Annotated in this window: 20 protein-coding genes; 9 read left to right on the top strand and 11 right to left on the bottom strand. The window is 69.6% G+C overall.

Annotation, left to right across the window (positions count from 1 at the left end; genetic code table 11):
• Positions 1–180: 180 nt before the first annotated feature.
• The 6 genes from AB0L53_RS48420 to AB0L53_RS48395 all read right to left on the bottom strand — a co-directional run bounded on the left by AB0L53_RS48420 (position 181) and on the right by AB0L53_RS48395 (position 3,764).
• On the bottom strand, positions 181–834 hold the full coding sequence (locus AB0L53_RS48420; RefSeq protein ID WP_364010315.1) for a GntR family transcriptional regulator: 654 nt from the start codon (positions 832–834) through the stop codon (positions 181–183).
• A complete protein-coding gene (locus tag AB0L53_RS48415) occupies positions 831–1,874 on the bottom strand; it encodes an EamA family transporter (protein WP_364010312.1) in 1,044 nt (347 codons plus the stop codon). The genes AB0L53_RS48420 and AB0L53_RS48415 overlap by 4 nt, the downstream gene beginning before the upstream one ends.
• Before the next feature lie 19 nt (positions 1,875–1,893).
• Complete coding sequence (locus AB0L53_RS48410; protein WP_364010309.1) at positions 1,894–2,271, bottom strand: hypothetical protein; 378 nt, start codon at positions 2,269–2,271, stop codon at positions 1,894–1,896.
• 123 nt (positions 2,272–2,394) lie between these two features.
• Complete coding sequence (locus tag AB0L53_RS48405) at positions 2,395–2,877, bottom strand: GNAT family protein (protein ID WP_358554195.1); 483 nt, start codon at positions 2,875–2,877, stop codon at positions 2,395–2,397.
• A 50-nt stretch (positions 2,878–2,927) separates the two neighbouring features.
• Complete coding sequence (locus AB0L53_RS48400) at positions 2,928–3,287, bottom strand: MmcQ/YjbR family DNA-binding protein (RefSeq protein ID WP_364010307.1); 360 nt, start codon at positions 3,285–3,287, stop codon at positions 2,928–2,930.
• A gap of 57 nt (positions 3,288–3,344) precedes the next feature.
• Complete coding sequence (locus AB0L53_RS48395) at positions 3,345–3,764, bottom strand: VOC family protein (protein ID WP_364010304.1); 420 nt, start codon at positions 3,762–3,764, stop codon at positions 3,345–3,347.
• Between the two features lie 128 nt (positions 3,765–3,892).
• Here AB0L53_RS48395 and AB0L53_RS48390 point away from each other — a divergent pair, with 128 nt between their 5' ends.
• The gene (locus tag AB0L53_RS48390; protein WP_364010301.1) at positions 3,893–4,060 is read left to right on the top strand and encodes a hypothetical protein; all 168 of its coding nucleotides are present in this window, start codon (positions 3,893–3,895) and stop codon (positions 4,058–4,060) included.
• Between the two features lie 83 nt (positions 4,061–4,143).
• Positions 4,144–4,722, top strand: coding sequence for a TetR/AcrR family transcriptional regulator (locus tag AB0L53_RS48385; protein ID WP_364010298.1), 579 nt, complete (start codon positions 4,144–4,146; stop codon positions 4,720–4,722).
• Positions 4,723–4,727: 5 nt separating this feature from the next.
• Here AB0L53_RS48385 and AB0L53_RS48380 read toward each other — a convergent pair whose 3' ends face one another.
• Positions 4,728–5,117 carry a nuclear transport factor 2 family protein gene (locus AB0L53_RS48380; protein ID WP_364010295.1) on the bottom strand — a complete coding sequence of 130 codons (390 nt, stop codon included), beginning with the start codon at positions 5,115–5,117 and terminating at the stop codon, positions 4,728–4,730.
• A gap of 163 nt (positions 5,118–5,280) precedes the next feature.
• On the opposite strand from AB0L53_RS48380, the gene AB0L53_RS48375 reads away from it, so the two are divergent.
• The gene (locus AB0L53_RS48375; RefSeq protein ID WP_364010292.1) at positions 5,281–5,661 is read left to right on the top strand and encodes a cupredoxin domain-containing protein; all 381 of its coding nucleotides are present in this window, start codon (positions 5,281–5,283) and stop codon (positions 5,659–5,661) included.
• A 7-nt stretch (positions 5,662–5,668) separates the two neighbouring features.
• Here AB0L53_RS48375 and AB0L53_RS48370 read toward each other — a convergent pair whose 3' ends face one another.
• Entirely contained in the window at positions 5,669–6,238 is a 570-nt protein-coding gene (locus AB0L53_RS48370; protein ID WP_364010289.1) for a helix-turn-helix domain-containing protein, read from the bottom strand.
• Positions 6,239–6,378: 140 nt separating this feature from the next.
• On the opposite strand from AB0L53_RS48370, the gene AB0L53_RS48365 reads away from it, so the two are divergent.
• The 3 genes from AB0L53_RS48365 (at position 6,379) to AB0L53_RS48355 (ending at position 10,961) form a co-directional block, all read left to right on the top strand.
• On the top strand, positions 6,379–7,323 hold the full coding sequence (locus AB0L53_RS48365) for an SDR family NAD(P)-dependent oxidoreductase (RefSeq protein ID WP_364010286.1): 945 nt from the start codon (positions 6,379–6,381) through the stop codon (positions 7,321–7,323).
• 115 nt (positions 7,324–7,438) lie between these two features.
• Positions 7,439–9,514, top strand: a complete 2,076-nt coding sequence (locus tag AB0L53_RS48360; protein WP_364010283.1) for a prolyl oligopeptidase family serine peptidase — start codon at positions 7,439–7,441, stop codon at positions 9,512–9,514.
• Positions 9,515–9,650: 136 nt separating this feature from the next.
• A complete protein-coding gene (locus tag AB0L53_RS48355) occupies positions 9,651–10,961 on the top strand; it encodes a hypothetical protein (protein ID WP_364010280.1) in 1,311 nt (436 codons plus the stop codon).
• Here AB0L53_RS48355 and AB0L53_RS48350 read toward each other — a convergent pair.
• Positions 10,937–12,367 carry a prolyl oligopeptidase family serine peptidase gene (locus AB0L53_RS48350; RefSeq protein WP_364010277.1) on the bottom strand — a complete coding sequence of 477 codons (1,431 nt, stop codon included), beginning with the start codon at positions 12,365–12,367 and terminating at the stop codon, positions 10,937–10,939. The two genes, AB0L53_RS48355 and AB0L53_RS48350, sit on opposite strands and share 25 nt — an antisense overlap.
• 80 nt (positions 12,368–12,447) lie before the next feature.
• Here AB0L53_RS48350 and AB0L53_RS48345 point away from each other — a divergent pair, with 80 nt between their 5' ends.
• Positions 12,448–13,014 (top strand): helix-turn-helix domain-containing protein, encoded by a 567-nt coding sequence (locus AB0L53_RS48345; protein ID WP_358554172.1) that lies wholly within the window; start codon positions 12,448–12,450, stop codon positions 13,012–13,014.
• Positions 13,015–13,419: 405 nt separating this feature from the next.
• On the opposite strand, the gene AB0L53_RS48340 is transcribed toward AB0L53_RS48345, so the two are convergent.
• Positions 13,420–14,028 carry an ArsR family transcriptional regulator gene (locus AB0L53_RS48340; RefSeq protein WP_364010274.1) on the bottom strand — a complete coding sequence of 203 codons (609 nt, stop codon included), beginning with the start codon at positions 14,026–14,028 and terminating at the stop codon, positions 13,420–13,422.
• A gap of 205 nt (positions 14,029–14,233) precedes the next feature.
• Between AB0L53_RS48340 and AB0L53_RS48335 the strand changes: the two genes are divergently transcribed.
• Entirely contained in the window at positions 14,234–15,373 is a 1,140-nt protein-coding gene (locus AB0L53_RS48335; protein WP_364010270.1) for a histidine kinase, read from the top strand.
• A complete protein-coding gene (locus AB0L53_RS48330) occupies positions 15,370–16,026 on the top strand; it encodes a response regulator transcription factor (protein WP_364010267.1) in 657 nt (218 codons plus the stop codon). Before AB0L53_RS48335 ends, AB0L53_RS48330 begins: the two co-directional genes overlap by 4 nt.
• On the opposite strand, the gene AB0L53_RS48325 is transcribed toward AB0L53_RS48330, so the two are convergent.
• A complete protein-coding gene (locus tag AB0L53_RS48325) occupies positions 16,016–16,759 on the bottom strand; it encodes a DUF2306 domain-containing protein (protein WP_364010264.1) in 744 nt (247 codons plus the stop codon). The two genes, AB0L53_RS48330 and AB0L53_RS48325, sit on opposite strands and share 11 nt — an antisense overlap.
• Positions 16,760–16,952 lie beyond the last annotated feature (193 nt).

The following is a 16,952-nucleotide window of genomic DNA, read 5'->3' as shown; positions in this document are numbered from 1 at the left end:
CGATTCTCGCGACATCTGGGGTCCCGCCGCAAGAGTTCGCGATATTGGGTGCGGATCTCCATCGCGAGATCGGCCCGGCAGAGGGCCAGGAGGGGCTCAGGAGGGCTCGGGAGCGGCCTTGCTAGAGGCCTTCTTACGAGGAGGGGCCGTGCGAGGGAGCCTCTCTTGCCAGAGGTCTCTTTACGGGAGGTCGGTCCCGGTTCGGGGGGATGCGTCGCCGCCCCACGTGTGGCTGAGGTGGGCGACCACCGCGGCCCGCGCCGCATCGGCCGGGCCGTCGGCGATGGCGTCAAGCAGCTCTCGATGCTCGTGTACGAGCACGTCCCTGTCCTCGTAGACCTCACGCAGCCGGACCAGGCCGAGCCGGGTCTCCGCGGCCAGCGCGCCGTAGAGCCGTTCGAGCCGCGGGCTGCCCACGGCCTCGATCAGCGCCTGGTGCAGCGCCATGTGCTCGGCCACCGACTCCGACCACGGCGCGTCGGCGGGCAGCGCGTCCATCCGTAGCAGCGCCGCCTCCGCCGCCGGCACCCGCCGCCCCGCCACCGCCGTGGCCATCAGACCCTCCAGCGGCCGACGTACGTACATGAGATCGTCGAGGTCCGCGATCGTCACCTCGGGGACATAGGCGCTGCGATTGCGCTCACGCCTGAGCAACCCTTCGTGCACCAGCACAGCCAGGGCCTCCCGGACCGTGGGCCTGGCCACCCCGTAGGTGGCGGCGAGCTCCTGCTCGGGCAGCGCCGTACCCGGCCCGATCTCACCGGAGAGCACCCTGCGGCGCAGCGCGTCGGCGAGCGCGCCGACCGCGGAGACGGGTCTGAGCGGCAACGTCACGGCTGCGACTCTAACGCCTCATCGGGACACACCGTTTCCCCCGCGACCGCCCGCGCCTCCTCAGACGCCGGCCTCTCCGCGAGCGGCCTTTCGGATGGCCGCTTTTCTGGTACGGCCACGACCACGAGACTGATCGCCAGCAGGACGAGCCCGGCGATGGACACCGAGGTCAGTCGTTCGCCGAGCACCACCAGCCCGAGCAGCGCGGCGACCGCCGGCTCGGCCAGGGCGAGGGTGGCGGCCGTGGCCACCGGCGTGGTACGCAGTCCTCGGCCGTACAGGAAGTAAGACAGAGCGGTGGCGCCGACGCCGAGGTACAGAGCGGCGAACAGCCCGCGCGGCTCGGCCAGCCACTCGGTGCCCCGCCAGAGCAGGACCGGCACCATGATGACGGCGGCGCCGCCGAACATCACCCCCATGACCGCGTTCGACGACGCGCCGGTGCTGATCGCCCGAGCGGCGGTGACGGCGTAGAACGCGTACAGCAGCCCGCCGAGCAGCGCGAACAGCACCCCGGACACCATCTGCCCGCCCGCCTGCGCACCACCGCCCACGATCAGGGCGGCGCACCCGCAGACCGCGGCGGCGGTGGCCATGGCCCACCGCCGGCTCGGCCGCTCACCATGCAGCAACCAGGAGAGCACCCCGGTGAAAACGGGCCCACTGCCGATCGCGACGACTGTGCCGATGGCCACGCCGGTGCGGGCGACCGCGGCGAAGAAGCACAACTGGTACACGGCGACGGCAACGGCGGCGGCCAGCAACCCGGGAGTCACCGGCAACCTGAGGGCCGGCGGCAGCCTGGGGGTGACCGGCTGCCTGGGCGTGACCAACGGGTCCCGCCCAACTCCCGCTCCCGTTCCGGCTCCGGCTCCGGCTCCGGCTCCGGCGAACAGGCCGACCAGTGCGAGCGCTGTGCCGCCGATGACCAGTCGGGCGGCGGCCAAGGCGATCGAGTCGGCCGAGACGAGCAGCCCCGCCGTACCGGCCGTCCCCCAGAGCACGGAAGCACCGATGACGGCGAAAGGTCCGTTCTTCATGCCTATTATTGTCAGACAGTCAGACAATATTGTCCAACTGCTGGTCGATGAGCTGCCCGGCCGGGGCGGCCAGCTCGCCCGCATAGTCGTCGAGCACGGCGAGCCCGTCGTGGATGCTGGACGTGGTCTTGCGCGGCAGCCCCAGCAGTACGTCACCCTCGACGGAGATCACCCCGTCGACGTGGAACTCGCCGTTGGCGGCGGAGATGGAGACGGCGAAGCTGAGCTCACGGCCGTCGGGGAGGGTGAACGCGGTCCCGGTCCGTACGCCGGCGGGCGGAAAGAAATAGGAGAAGGGCTGGCTCCGGACGAACGGGTGGTGTAATTCGGCGAGAATCTCCGCCGCCCGGCTCAGTGCCGCCAGCAGGCCGGCCGCGGCCGAGCTCTCGCTGTCCACCCCCCGAGCCTAGATCAGCTCGCCCACCCATGACCAGGCGCGAGCTATTCGGCACTCTCCGTCCCACAGCCCCAGCCGTCCGCGGCGGTGGGCGATGGCAGGTCTGTGGGTGATGGCAGACAGTCAGTCGGTGGCGAGGCGGGCGTGGCGTTCGACGTCGTAGCGGCGGCCGTCATAGCGGAGCTTCTGGCGTTCGATGCCCTCAGGACGGAAGCCCGCCTTGGTGGCCACTCGGCACGAGGCCGGGTTGTTGATGCGGTGGCCCAGCTCCAGCCGATAGAGGCCGCGCTCGCGGAAAGCCCAGCGGGTCAGCTCGACCACGGCCGCCGCCGCGACACCACGACCCCTGGCCTCGGGCACCGTCCAGTAGGAGACCCAGCCGTTGTCGTGGCCGTCGATGCCCGTCACCGCGACGTTGCCCACGACCTGGCCGGAGAGCGTGACAGCGAACGCGTGGCCCGCGCCGGGCCAGGACGCGATCCAGCCCACCGCGTCCTGGAGTGAGACGATCGGCCACGACGCCTGACCGGCCATGTCCGGCGCCTGGAACGCGCGCAGCACGGTAGGAGCGTCGTCCGCGCACCACTCGCGCAGCTCGATGTCCATATCTGTCACGGTGCCTGATCCTAACCGCGACTTCCAACTGGTTTTACGCCCTATTGCCCGATTTTATGAGCAGCCTCGAAGGGGGTGACCAGTTCCTTGGGCGCCGTCAAGCACCACGCCTCGGCGACCAGCTCGAACAGCTCGTCAGCGTCGATCCGCTTCAGGTGCACCACCACCCACCCGAACCGGCCGGCGGTGAACTGGATCTCGAACACATCGGGCCGTTCGGCGACGAGCGCCATCTGCTCCTCGATCGTCGCCTTGAGCCCAACGGTCTCGGTCTCTTCCCACAGATAACCGAAGCCCTTGTCACGCACCTTGAGGCTGACCCAGGTGCCACCATGATCGCCCAGGCGCGCCTCGGGCAACCGGTCCAGCAGCTTGAGGAACTCGTCGACGCTCACACCCATGCCGTCTTGTGTAGCAAATCGTGCCGACAGTTTGCGCCGCGGCCGCGTCCTTGAGCCTCAGTCGTAGTAGCGGGCTTCGATAACGTTCCCGTCGAGGTCGGAGAAGTAGATCACGCCGGGCGCGATGCCCCTGGCGCCGAAGGAGTTGGAGCCGGTGCCGGTGACCTCCACGCCGTTGCTGGTGAGCCTGGCTTCGAGCGCGTCGAAGTCGTCGCGGGCGAGTGCCAGGCAGAAGTGGTTGACTGGATGACCGGCGCTGCCGCTGACGCCGGTGCCCTCGTCGACGCGCTTCGCCGCGTTCTGGGGCATCAGGTCGATGATCGTGTCACCGGAGACCCGTACGCTGGGGAACGGCGCCTTGCCGTCCCTGAACTCCTCGGCACGTACCCCGGGCAGGCCGATGACCTGCTCGTAGAAGTCGAGCGCGCGAAGCTGGTCCGAGACCCAGCAGACGAGATGGTCCAGACGCACGTCCATACAGACCTCCGGTGTGGGGATGTTGACCCCGTCCAATATGAGTTGCCCGCTATATCGCTGTCCACTTGTCGGTTTGTGAGGGAGCCGTTCGTCGTTGGGTGAAAACGACGAGCAGAAGGAGTCATCTGGTGAAATATCTGCTGCTGATCTGCGCGGATCCGTCCATCGAGGTGATCGCGGAAGAGGGCGGGGCCGAGTGGAGCCCGGAGTGTACGGGCGCGACCTGGCTCGACGATGGGGACGGCCCCGCGGTCGGGAGGAGGTTCGAGGGGCGTAACAGCTGCGGACGCACATGACCGAGACCATCAGGGCGATGACCAAGACAGAAGCTGATTAACCGCCCAGAAACCCTTCAGTCTGTCCCTATACGCTCGACGGCATGGGACGACCGCCTCGCCATGACGTTGACCGATTGCTCGACGCGGCCGCCGAACTGGTGGCCGCGAGCGGCCCGAGCACCGTGACCGTGGCGGCGGTCGCCCGTGCCGCCCGCGCGCCGAGCGGCTCGATCTACCACCGCTTCCCCAGCCGCTCCTCCATGCTCGCCACCCTGTGGCTGCGCACGGTCGACCGCTTCCAGGACGGCTTCCTGTCCGCGCTCAACACCGAGCCCGCCGCGCGGGCCGCCCCCGCCGCCGCGCGCCACGTGGTCGCCTGGAGCAGGGCGCATCCGCACGAAGCTCACATCCTGCTGTACGGCCCGGCGGACTTCGACGAACCCAACTGGCCGTCGGAAGCCCGCGAACGCCTGGAACGCAGCGACCGCCGGGTCCGCAACGCCGTCCGCGCCCTGGCCGAACGGCTGGACAGGCGCGAGCCGCAGGAGGTCGAGCAGTTGTTCCTGGCCACGGTCGACCTGCCGTACGCCACGGTCCGTCGCCACCAGAACTCGGGCCGCCCGATTCCCGCCTACGCGGAGGACCTCGTCACCAGCTGCGCCGCCACACTTGTGGGGTAGCTGGATCAGCCCTTGATCGCGGTGCCCTGGGCGGAGGTGAGGCGCCAGGAACCGTGGGAGTCTGCGGTGTACACGTGGGTGTAGCGGCTCCCGGCACTGAACGTGGCGCCTTCGGGGCTGGTGAAGTTCATGCCGGTACGTCCCACGACGATGCCCACCTCCCCATGAAAACGGACGATCGCCTCGTCGGGAAACGAGTCGATCCGCGGAAACCGGAGGGACCCGGACGCCACCAGGTCGAGGATGACCTGCTTGGTGGCGACCGCCCCATCTTCGACCCCCACCAGGAGGAAGTCGTCCGCCAGCAACTCCTTCAGCCGGTCTAGGTCGTTGGCCACCAAGGCGTCGAAGAAGCTCTGGTCGTACTTAAGAAGAGTGTCGCGGTCCTTGCTCATGCCAGGGCGTCCGTTCGTCGGTGGTCGGGGATCGACGATAGACGTTGACGCTGGTGACAAGGTCAAATGATGGCGGCACGCCCGCGGGTCTGGCGTTACGCGGGTCCGGGCATACGGAGACTGCCATGGCTGACATCGATGCCGCGATGAAGGGTTGGCGATCATGTCCGCTGCGATTCGTTCCAGAAGTGCGTCCCGTCTGGTGATCGGGCTCGTAGCCGCCGCGCTGACGCTGACAACGGTCGGCGCGGGCACGACTGCGGCTCGCGATACGTCTGTCACCGTGACCGAGCGGGAGTTCTCTCTCACGCTCTCGACGACCGGCTTCAAGCCAGGGGCCTACACCTTCACGATCCACAATGCGGGGACAGCTTCGCATGGCCTGTCGATCAAGGGGCCCGGGGTCGACTCGACCTCCAGCATCGTCCCAGCCGGAAAGACAACGAAGCTCTCCGTCACGCTGAAGAAGGGGACGTACGACCTGTGGTGCCCGGTGGACAATCACCGCGCGATGGGGATGATGACGAAGATCAGCGTGAAATAGCGAGCCCCTAACGGCGGTAGCGCAGGCCGTCCATCAGCAGGTCGAGCAGGCGGCCCGTCCGGTCGCGCTGCTCGTCCTCGCCGACGACCAGCGCCACGCCGCCCAGACTGGCGAGCACGTCGTCCGGCTCGACGTCCGAACGCACGGTCCCCGCGGCGGCCCCGGCGGCCAGCAGCGACCCGATCGCGCCGAGCATCCGGTCGCGGCTCTCCGCGAACGGGTTGCCGCCGGACGCGATGACCGCGCGCAGCGCGTCGGCCATGCCGCGCTTGGTCGTCATGTAGTCGACGAAGCGATCCATCCAGGCGCGGGTCGCCTGGTCGGGCGGCATCGTGCGCAGCAGGCTCGCCGCGGCCTCGCACAGCCGGGTGAGCTCGTTGCGGTACGCGGCCTCGACGAGCGCCTCGCGGGTGGGGAAATGCCGGTAGAGCGTACCGATGCCGACCCCCGCGTCCTTGGCGATCGCGTCGAGCGTCACCTCGGGGCCCTCGTGGGAGAAGGCGCGCACGGCGGCGTCGAGCAGCCGATCGCGGTTGCGGCGCGCGTCGGCGCGCAGCGGTCGGGATCCGGCCTGCACGGTGACTCCTGTGGATTTCGGGGGCGAGATTTGCCAAACGGAGGAGACTCCGAATACAGTCGGAGTTAATTGGAGGCTCCTCCGTTTCACATCTTACCGTTTGGGGCTCTCCTACCGCATCCCTGACAGGACTGGGAATCATGACTGCGAACACCCGCATCACCACCCCGTTCACCGCCCAATCCACCGCGGCCGAGGTGCTGGAAGGCGTCGATCTCAGCGGCCGGCGGGCCATCGTCACCGGCGGGGCGTCCGGCATCGGCGTCGAGACCGCCCGCGCGCTCGCCGCGGCGGGCGCGGAAGTGACCCTCGCCGTGCGCGACCTCGACGCCGGCGCCGCGACCGCCGCGGACATCATCGCGACCACCGGCAACAAGCAGATCTTCGTCGCCCCGCTGGACCTCGCCGACCGCGGCACGGTCACGTCGTTCGTGACCGCCTGGGAAGGCCCGCTGCACATGCTGGTCAACAACGCCGGCGTGATGGCCTGCCCCGAGGCGCACACCCCGGACGGCTGGGAGCTCCAGTTCGCCACGAACCATCTCGGCCACTTCGCCCTGGCCACCGGCCTGCACGCCGCGCTCGCGGCGGCCGACGGCGCCCGGGTGGTCTCGGTCAGCTCCACCGCGCACCTGCGCTCCCCGGTCGTCTTCGAGGACATCAACTTCCGTGAGCGCGCCTATGAGCCGTGGTCGGCGTACGGGCAGTCCAAGACGGCGAACGTGCTGTTCGCGGTGGAGGCGGCGCGGCGCTGGGCGGACGACGGGATCACCGTCAACGCGCTGATGCCGGGCGGCATCCGCACGAACCTCCAGCGGTACGTCTCCGACGAGGAGCTCGACCGGCTGCGCGCCGCCGCCGCTTCCTCCGGCGCGGACGTCACGTGGAAGACGACGGAGCAGGGGGCGGCCACGTCGGTGCTCGCCGCCGCGTCGCCGCTGCTCGACGGCGTCACCGGCCGCTACTTCGAGGACTGTAACGAGGCGCTGCCGAACGACACGCACTCGGCCCGCCACGGAGTCGCCTCCTACGCCCTCGACCCGGCGTCCGCGGCGCGTCTGTGGGAGCTCTCCGTCAACGCCTGACCTGGATCCCGCCTGCTAAAGTATCTACTGGATCGATCGATCCCCGGCGCCGGTGAGTCTCCCCGCGCACTTCACTCCCCCACTGTTCCTGGTAGTCCGGTGCAGAGTCCCTTTTATGGATACCAAGGGATTTCCACGTCAATTCGCCCGTACCCAGCGGTTCTCGCTCGGGGTGCCCCGGGCCTTCACTCTGTCGCCCGATGGCCGTCGGGTCCTGTTCCTCCGTACTCGCGGGGGTGAGGATCGGGGCAGCTGTCTGTGGGTCGTCGACGAGATGGGTGAGCGGCTGGTCGTGGCGCCGGAGACGCTCGGGGCGGACGGAGCCGTTCCGGAGGCGGAGCGGATTCGGCGGGAGCGGGCTCGGGAGCGGGCGACCGGGGTCGTCGCCTATGCGGCCGATGCGGCCGTACGTACCATCGCCTTCGCCGTGGACGGGCGGCTGTGGGCGGTGCACATCGACGGCGGTGAGGCGCGGCCCGTGCCCACCGCCGGGCCGGTGGTCGATCCCCGGCCCGACCCCACCGGGAGCCGGGTCGCCTACGTGACCGGTGGCGCGCTGCACGTCGTCGAGCTGGCCGACGGGCGTGACCGGCGGCTGGCCGTACCCGAGGACCCGGAGGTGGTCTGGGGGCTGGCCGAGCATGTGGCGGCCGAATCCATGGACCGGACGCGCGGCTATTGGTGGTCGCCCGACGGCACCCGGCTGCTGGCCGCCAGGGTCGACAACCGTCCCGTACAGCGCTGGTGGATCGCCGATCCCGCCAACCCGTCCCGGCCGCCTCGCGAGATCGCCTACCCGGCAGCCGGTACGGCCAACGCCGAGGTCACGCTGCACGTGCTCGACCTCGACGGCGGCTCCGTGGAGGTGCGCTGGGACCGGGCCGCGTACGAGTACGTGGCCACCGCCGGCTGGGACGCGCACGGCCCGCTGATCGGCGTGCAGAGCCGGGACCAGCGCACGCTGCGGGTACTGGCCGCCGACCCGGACACGGGCCGGACGAAGCCGCTCCACGAGCAGCGCGATGCCGCCTGGGTCCAGCTCATCGCGGGCACGCCCGCACGTACGGCGTCCGGTGCGCTGGTGCACACCGCCGACCTGGACGGGACCCGGCGGCTGCTCGTGGACGGCCGTCCGGTCACCCCCGAAGGGCTGCAGATCCGCTCGGTCGTGGACGTCTCCGGCGAATCTGTGCTCTTCACCGCGAATGACGAGCCCACCGAGCAGCACCTGTGGACATATGACGCGGAGCGCGGTCCCGTACGGCTGAGCGACGGGCCAGGGCTGCACACCGGTCAGCGGGCGAGCGGCGCGCTGGTGCTCGCTTCCCACACCGAGGCCGGTCACTCCTTCCGCGTGGTGCGTGACGGGCGGCCCGACGTGGAGATCGCCTCGCGCCAGGCCGAGCCGCTGATCGTCCCGCGCGTCACATGGTTGCGGGCGGGTGAGCGGGAGATCCGTACCGCGTTGCTGCTGCCCTCCTGGCACCGGCCAGGCTCCGGTCCGCTGCCGGTGCTGATGGCGCCGTACGCGGGACCGGCGATGCAGTTGGTGACCCGGGCCCGGCACTGGTGGCTGGCCGAGTCGCAGTGGTTCGCCGAGCACGGGTTCGCGGTGGTGACGGCGGACGGCCGTGGCACTCCGGGACGCGGCCCCGCCTGGGACAAGAGCGTCCATGGCGACACGCTCACCGCGCCGCTCGAAGACCAGGTCGTGGCGCTGCGGGCGGCCGCCGAGCACTGCCCCGACCTCGACCTGGGCCGGGTGGGCATCCGCGGCTGGAGCTACGGCGGCACGCTCGCGGCGGCGGCCGTGCTGCGCATGCCGGAGGTGTTCCACGCCGCCGTCTCGGGGGCGGCGCCGAGCGACCAGCGGCTGTACGACACCCACTGGCGGGAGCGGTTCCTGGGCCATCCGGACGAGGAACCGGAGAACTACGAGCGTTCCTCGCCCATCGGCGACGCGGCCCGGCTGCGCCGCCCGTTGCTGCTGGTGCACGGCCTGGCGGACGACAACGTGGTGGCCGCGCACACCCTTCGGATGTCGGCGGCGCTGCTGGCGGCGGGCCGCCCGCACCAGGTGCTCCCGCTGTCGGGGGCCACGCACATGCCGACCGCCGAGGCGGCTGTGGAAGGGTTGCTGCGGCACCAGCTGGAGTTCCTGCTTACCGCGTTGAACGTCTCTTCCGGCTGACCACACGATTCGCGGCCGGGCTCGGGTCCGAAGCCCGGCCGCGGGCCCGCCACCAGCGGCCTGACAGCGGGACAACAGCGACCTACCAGCGGGCGGCGCCATCGTCGGAGGACGACTTCCTCCGAAGGGACAGCTCATGACATCGACCGACAGCATCCGGATGGGCGTGGCCCGCGGCATCCAGTACGGCCTGGTCGCCAAGCCCGACACGTTCGCCCCGCAGGCCCGCGACCTCGGCGCCGGGCTGCTGCGTATGTTCTTCTACTGGTCGCAGCTCGAACCCGAACCGGGCCAGTACGACTGGAGCGCGGTGGACGCGGTCCTGGACCAGGTCGACGACGACACCGAGCTGTGGTTCATGATCTGCGCGGCCTCACCCTGGGGCTCGACCAGGTCGACCGACCTGCTCCCCGGCTCACCGCCCACCGACCCCGCCGCGTACGAGGCGATGCTGCGCGCCCTGGTGACGCACTGCGCGGGCCGCGTGCGCTACTGGCAGTGCGAGAACGAGCCGTGCATCCCGCTGTTCTGGGGCGGCACCGTGACCGAGTACCTCGACCTGCTGGCCCTGTTCCACGGGGCGGTCAAGAGCGCCGACCGGCAGGCCGACGTCGTGCTCGGCGGCTGCCCGCCCGGCGTCTTCCCCGCCCCCGAGACCCCCGATGAGGAGCGGGACTTCTTCCTGCGGCTCGTCGCCGACGGCGCTTACGACGTCTTCGACATCCACCTGTACGGCGACCCGTACCTGATTCCCGACACCATCGACGACATCCGCACCGTGATGCGCTCGTCCGGCCCCGAGAAGCCCATCCTGGTCGGCGAGTACAACGGCCCGCTCCTCTTCCAGTATCCGGAGGTGATGGAGCACCTGGCCGACGTCATGAACTCCGGCGCCATGACCCCTTGGCACACGTTCACGACCGAGGACTTCAGGTCAGGCCGGGTGTCGGCCGCACCCGCCCGGGAGGCGATGGAGCGGCTGTACGCGCGGATGAGCGAGCTGCCGCCAACTCTGCAGATGTTCATGACGGGCTGCCCGCCGGAGCTGGAGGCCGAGCGGCATCGGATCAACGCGCGCGACCTCGTGGTGCGCAACCTGCTGGCGCTGTCCTGCGGCGTGCGGCGCACGGTCTGCTGGCAACTCGGCCCCGACGCGGACGAGCCCACGGCCCATCTCGAGATGCTGCAGTTGATCTTCTCGAAGTTGATGCTGCTGGAGTCCGACGGCGAGACACTCGGTGCCCGTCATCCGAGCGCGGACGCCTTCGCCGAGCTGGCCGCGCGCCTCGACGGCGCCGAGAGCGTCCGGCGGGTCGACGTGCCGGACGCCTATCTGTTCGAGGTGACCCGGCCCGGCCGCCCATCGCTCTACGTGACCTGGGTACGCGGCGCGGAACAGGACATCGAATGGCGAACCGCCCCTCAGGGGAGCAGCAGCCCCCAGTAGAGGGCCCACGGGAGCAACACCGCCCCACCGGCGAGCAGGAGGCCGAGCCGTACCCTCTCCCCCCTCGCCACAGCGGCGCTGGCCCGGCGCCAGGCCAGCGCCGTACGGACGGTGGCGACCACGCACACCACCGCGAGGAGCTGCAGCACCAGCCAGATCACCGGATGACCCGCGACCATGGGCCCGGGAGCGGCCAGCTTGCCACCGGTCATGACCACGTAGAACAGGTAGGCGAACGCCCCGAGCACCACCCCGAAGCCGCCCGCGCTCACCAGCCGGGCGGCCCTGGACACCGGAGCCTGGGAAGCGCGGCGAAGCCGCCGCGCCAGCGCGACCACCGGGTAGGCCCCGAACCCGACCAGGAACACCAGCAAGGCCGCGACCTGCACAAAGGCCAACTCCCACCAGGCCGGAGGATCCATCGGAATGGTCAGCGACGCCTGCGTGGGGGCCGGTCCATTCGTCTGAGCCGTGGGCGGCTTGCCGCCGGTCACGTCCTTCACCCAGGAGCCGACCAGATCGGCGTAGCCGGGGGCGAGCTCTTTCAGCCGGGTGACGCCGCCGTCGGGGCTCTGGTGGGCGGCATGATCGGCGCCGGGGAAGAACTGGAAGGTGTAATGCCGATTCCCGCCCGCTTCGAGCGCCCTGGCGAACACCGGCGGGGTCTCCTTGGGCGGGGTCAGCAGGTCGTTCGTGCCCCAGATGCCGAGAACGGGCTGGCTTACCTTGGCGATGGTCGGCGCGGGATCGTAGTAGGGCTCGGGGAACATGCCGCCGTCGGCGATCGCCGTGTACAGCTTGGGCTCGGCCCGCTCGACGAGCGACCCCGACACCCCCGCCTTCCGCAGCCCGGCCGCCACCGCCCAGGTCTGCTGCCGCAACGGTGCCAGCCCGTTGGCGCCCACGAGCACGATGAAGGCGACCTCCTTCGAGCGAGAGGCCGCGATCGGCACCACCCAGCCGCCCTCGCTGAGCCCCCACAACCCGACCTTCGCCGGATCCACGCCCGGCTGCGTACGCAGCGCGGCCACGGCGCCGAGCGCGTCGTCGGCCAGCTGCGAGTAGGACCGGGTGAAGAGCGAGTAGCCCACTGATCGCTTGTCGTAGATCAGCACGGACAGCCCCCGGCGGGCGAACTCGACCGCCTCACCCAGGAGCTGCTTGCGGGGCGTTCCGGTGCCGGCGCCGTGTACCAGCACGATCCCCGGCCGGTCGGCCTTCGCCCCAGCCGGGGTCAGCACCGTGCCGTGCAGGTCGAGCCCGCCGCTACCCCGGAAGCTCACCTCGGCCGCGCTCAGATCAGGGGGTACGGCGAGCGGGGATGGTTCGGCCACCGCGACCGCCGGCGGGACGAGCAGGCACAGGGCCATGGCCGCTGCCGCCGCTCCAGCAAGAATCCGTCTCATATGCCGAAGCTACTCTGCAGAGACATTTCGGCAAAGGCTTCTCTGCAGATATCGTTCGGCAGGAGGATAGGCTGCTCCTCATGAAGGATGACGAGGCGTTCACGCTCGACGACCCGGCGAGGCTCAAGGCCCTCGCCCATCCGATGCGCCGGCTCATGCTGCGCCACCTCAACGTGCACGGCCCCGCGACCTCGACCACCCTCGGCGAGCTCCTCGACGCCAAGACCGGCACGACCAGCTACCACCTGCGCCAGCTGGAGAAGTACGGCTTCATCGAGGAGATCCCCGAACGCTCGACCGGCAGGGAGCGCTGGTGGCGCCGCGCCCCCGAAGCCCCGAGAGACATGCGCGCGCCCACCCCGGACCAACTCGCCCCTGAGGACCGCCCGGTGCTGGCCGAATTCCACCGGATCGGCATGGACGAGGACCGCGTGCTCTTCGAACGCTTCCCCGCCGCCTACCACCGCGACCCGGACTGGGCGAAGGCATCACGCGGCCTGGGCCGAATGACGAAGCAGGAGTTCGCCGAGTTCTACGAGGAGTACATAGCCCTGCTCCTGAGATACAGCCACCGCGCCGAGGACGCACCGCCGGACGCCCGCCCCTTGTACATCCGCCTCTTCGCTCTGCCCGCGGACGAGGATTGACCAAGCACCCGGCCTTGCTCTCCCGTAAGGTCCGTACAGGACAGATACGCGGATGTCGACTGCGGCACGATCTCCCCTCCCATCTGATAGCGGGCCAAATTCCTCCGAATCGGCATGGACGTGGACCGCGAACTCTTCGAACCGCCTCATACACCGCGATGTGCCCACCCCTGCTGCTGGCCCGGAGCCCTTGGTTCTCCAGCACGGCGGACAGCGCCTTACGTGCTGCGTCGTAGAGCAACTGGTATGCGCCGATCGGATCCGACTGCATGGCGAGGCGAGCCGTTGCCAGGTGTTTTCAGGCCTGAACGAGCAACTCTTCGGCCTGCGAACGGCTCGCCGCGACCTTCTGGATCTCGCCACGGCTGAGCATCCCCTCAAGGGCGGCGCGTCCTTGCTCCCATCTCATCGGCCGTTCCTCTTCTCAATCTTGAGTCGCACATAAGGTCGGGACCTGACCGTTTCCAGGAAGGGATCACCGACGGAGGACTCCCAGTCATCACGACTCAACCGCCGCATGTTCACCTCTCTGCCGAGTTGCCGCTCCGCAGCCCTGGCGGCGTCGTATAGATCATCTTCGTCAACGGCGCCGACGACCATGACGTCTACATCGTTCGGCACCTTGCCTGGCTCGCCGGAGTACCGCGCAGCCCAGGAACCATAGATGTACGCCTCCTCGACGCCAACGACGCCAGACAGCTGCTCACCGAGCACAGCCACCGGCCCGTATGTCAGAGCGAGCAGCTCGGTCAGCGGTCGAGCCACGACTACATCGGTGTCCGCGCGGATCATCCGCAGATTGCCGATTCTCCGCTCGACGATCAGACCTGCGGCAGCGAGGCGATCGACTTCGCGAGTCACGGTTGAGGCGGAGACATCGAACCTCTTCGCCAGCTCAACCTGTGCATATTCTGCACCGGGATGCAGAAAGAGCCAGGCCAGAAGCTCCCCCTGGAAGGGAGAACGCAGTAGTGGAAGCAAGACGGACGGCGGCTGTTTCATGAACTGAAACATAGCTTGCAGTTTACGCAAGTTCTAGCGCCGCGTACGGGAAATGAGATCGTCCGTGAGATCACCCATCTGGACGGCCGTTCCCCTTCTCCCGCCGAGGAGGAGACCCGCGATCGTTCGCGCCGCTTCGCCGTGCACGTGCTGCGGCACGGCGAGCCAAGGCGCTGCTCACCGGGCGGAGTGGCACCGGCTCTCGTACCATGGCTCTGTGCGCGGTCTCATTCGTTCGGTGTGGGACGAGCCCCGCCCTCCCAACCCCGCGCCGCGGGGGTGGCGGGACTGGGCGCTGGTGGCGGTGTTGGTGGCGGTCGCGGTGCTCGAAGGAGCGCTGCGGCCGGATCTTCCGTGGCGCGCCCTCTCGGTGATCGTCACTGTCGGGCTGGCGACGACGTTGTTGTGGCGCCGCAGCAGACCGCTGCTGATGATCGTGATCGCCTTCGGTGCCATGACCCCGGTCCCCTTACTGACGGGCGGCTACTCGCCAGAGACCTACACCATGGCGTTTCTGCTGTTGCTGGCCTACTCGTTGTTCCGGTGGGGGTCCGGACGCGATGCGGTGATCGGGTCGACGATCATCCTGGTCAAGATCTGCTTCTCGATGGTCTCCGACTACCCCGGTCCCAGCGATGCCGTCGGCGGGGTCGCCGTGGTGTTCCTGGTGGGCGCCCTGGGCGTGGCCTTCCGCTACCGGGCCAAGGCCAGGATGCGCGAGCTCGACCAGGTCAAGCTGCTCGAACGCGAACAGCTGGCCCGCGACCTGCACGACACCATCGCTCATCACGTCTCGGCGATGGCCATCCGCGCGCAGGCCGGTCTGGCCACCTCGACGTCGCGGCCGAGTGCCGCGACCGAGGCGCTGCAGGTGATCGAGGCGGAGGCGGCGCGTGCCTTGGCCGAGATGAGCGCCATGGTGCGCGTCTTACGCCGCGACCAGCCGGCCGGCCTGGCGCCCGGGCGGCGCGTCACCGATCTCCAACAGCTCGCCGGCCCAGGCGGCTCCGGTCCCTCCGTTGACGTGGAGATCTCGGGCGACATCGACGATCTGCCCCCCTCGGTCGGTGCCGCGATCTACCGCCTGGCCCAGGAGTCGGTCACCAACGCCCGGCGCCACGCGCGTCACGCCACCCGCATCCAGGTCCGCCTGACCGCCGACGACACCTCGGTGCACCTGCGCGTCAGCGACGACGGCGACGGCAGCCTCATCCGCCCGGCCGCGTCGCCGGGTTACGGACTCATCGGCATGATCGAACGCGCCGACCTGCTCGGCGGCACCTGCGTGGCCGGCCCGAACCCCGATCGGGGCTGGAGCGTGACCGCCGTACTCCCTCGAACCGGATCGGCCCCATGAGCATCCGCGTGATCGTCGCCGACGACCAGGAGATCGTCCGCACCGGCCTCATGATGATCCTCGACGCCCAGCCGGACATCGAGGTCATCGGCCAGGCCGCCGACGGGCAGCGAGCCGTCGAGCTCGCCCGGCGCCTACGCCCCGACGTGTGCCTGTTCGACATCCGCATGCCCGTCCTTGACGGCATCGAAGCCACCCGGTCCCTGGCCGGACCGACCGTCGAGGACCCCTTGGCCGTCATCGTCATCACCACGTTCGATCTGGACGAGTACGTCTACGCCGCCCTGAGAGCCGGCGCCCGGGGTTTTCTGCTCAAGAACGCCGGCGCCGACCTGCTCTCCCAGGCCGTCCACGCCGCCGCCAACGGCGACGCGCTCATCGCCCCGAGCATCACCGCACGACTGCTCGGGGCCTTCACCCGCGCCGGGCCCACCGCACCACCGGTCCACCCCATCGAGGCGCTCACCGAGCGAGAAGAACAGATCCTGACCACCGTGGCACGTGGCCGAACCAACAGCGAGATCGCCGACCAGCTGCACATTTCCCTCAGCACCGTCAAATCCCACATCGCTAGCCTGATGGCCAAACTCGGCGCCCGCAATCGCGTCGAGATCGCCATGTGGGCGTATGAGACCAACCGCATCAAGAACTAACTCGGCGTGGATTGGCCGGTCGCCTACGGATGATCCATTCGGCCACGGCGACGTTGATCACCCACCCAGCGCCCATGAGCAGCCCTCTGGGCAGCTCGCCCGGTGTGCCGAAGAACAGGAACCACGGCAAGTGGGTCAGCGCCTGCGTCCCCGCACCCAGTGCGATCGCATACCCGCGCATCATCCAGGCGCGGTGCCGGGCGATGTCCCGCCGCCGGATCGCGGCGAGGCCGAGGCCGAGGGACAGCAACATGGCCGTGCCGAACACGAGCCGGAAGCCGGTGACGAGATCGCCATCCCCCGCAGGGCGGGGATAGAACAGGGTCATCCACAGACCCGTCAGCGCAACGACGAACCCACATGGCACCAGCACCCGCCCGGCGACGCGATGCCACCCCGGCCTCCGGCGGCGGAACCCGGAGGCGAACTGGAAAGCCCCCAGGAGGCTGTACACAGTGACGCTGATGATGTGCAGCACCACGGGCAGGGGCATCGCGAAGAACCGAGCGTTCTCCGACGTGATCGCCGCACCGCCGGTCAACTGGGTCAGGCGGAAGGCACCCGCCGCCACGGGAATCGCGCTGAGCAAGATCAGCGCGGTGGGCACGAGCCACCCTGCCCGCGTGGACGCGGTTGTGGCGGGAGTCCCTGCTCTGCGCCGATCATCCGTCGGCCTGCCGCCTTGAGGGGGTTGCCGGAACGGGGGGCGTACCGTCGTGATCTCGTCGCTCATAACCCCGATTGTGCGGACTGAGGCGGCGGCGGCTCATCGATAGAACGGCCCGTTCTGAGCTGGCCGATCGACCGGAAATCAGGCGTACTTTCGGCTGATTGGCGGGCCCGGGGGGGGGGGGGGGGGGGGGCCCCCCCCCCCCCCCCCCCCCCCCCCCCCCCGCCCCCCCCCCCCCCCCCCACATTTGAAAACA

Origin of the sequence: Nonomuraea sp. NPDC052129 (genome assembly GCF_040680095.1) — a bacterium.
Taxonomy (GTDB): Bacteria; Actinomycetota; Actinomycetes; order Streptosporangiales; family Streptosporangiaceae; genus Nonomuraea.
Note: the sequence above shows the minus strand (reverse complement) of the source record. Positions and strands in the feature narration are given on the sequence as shown.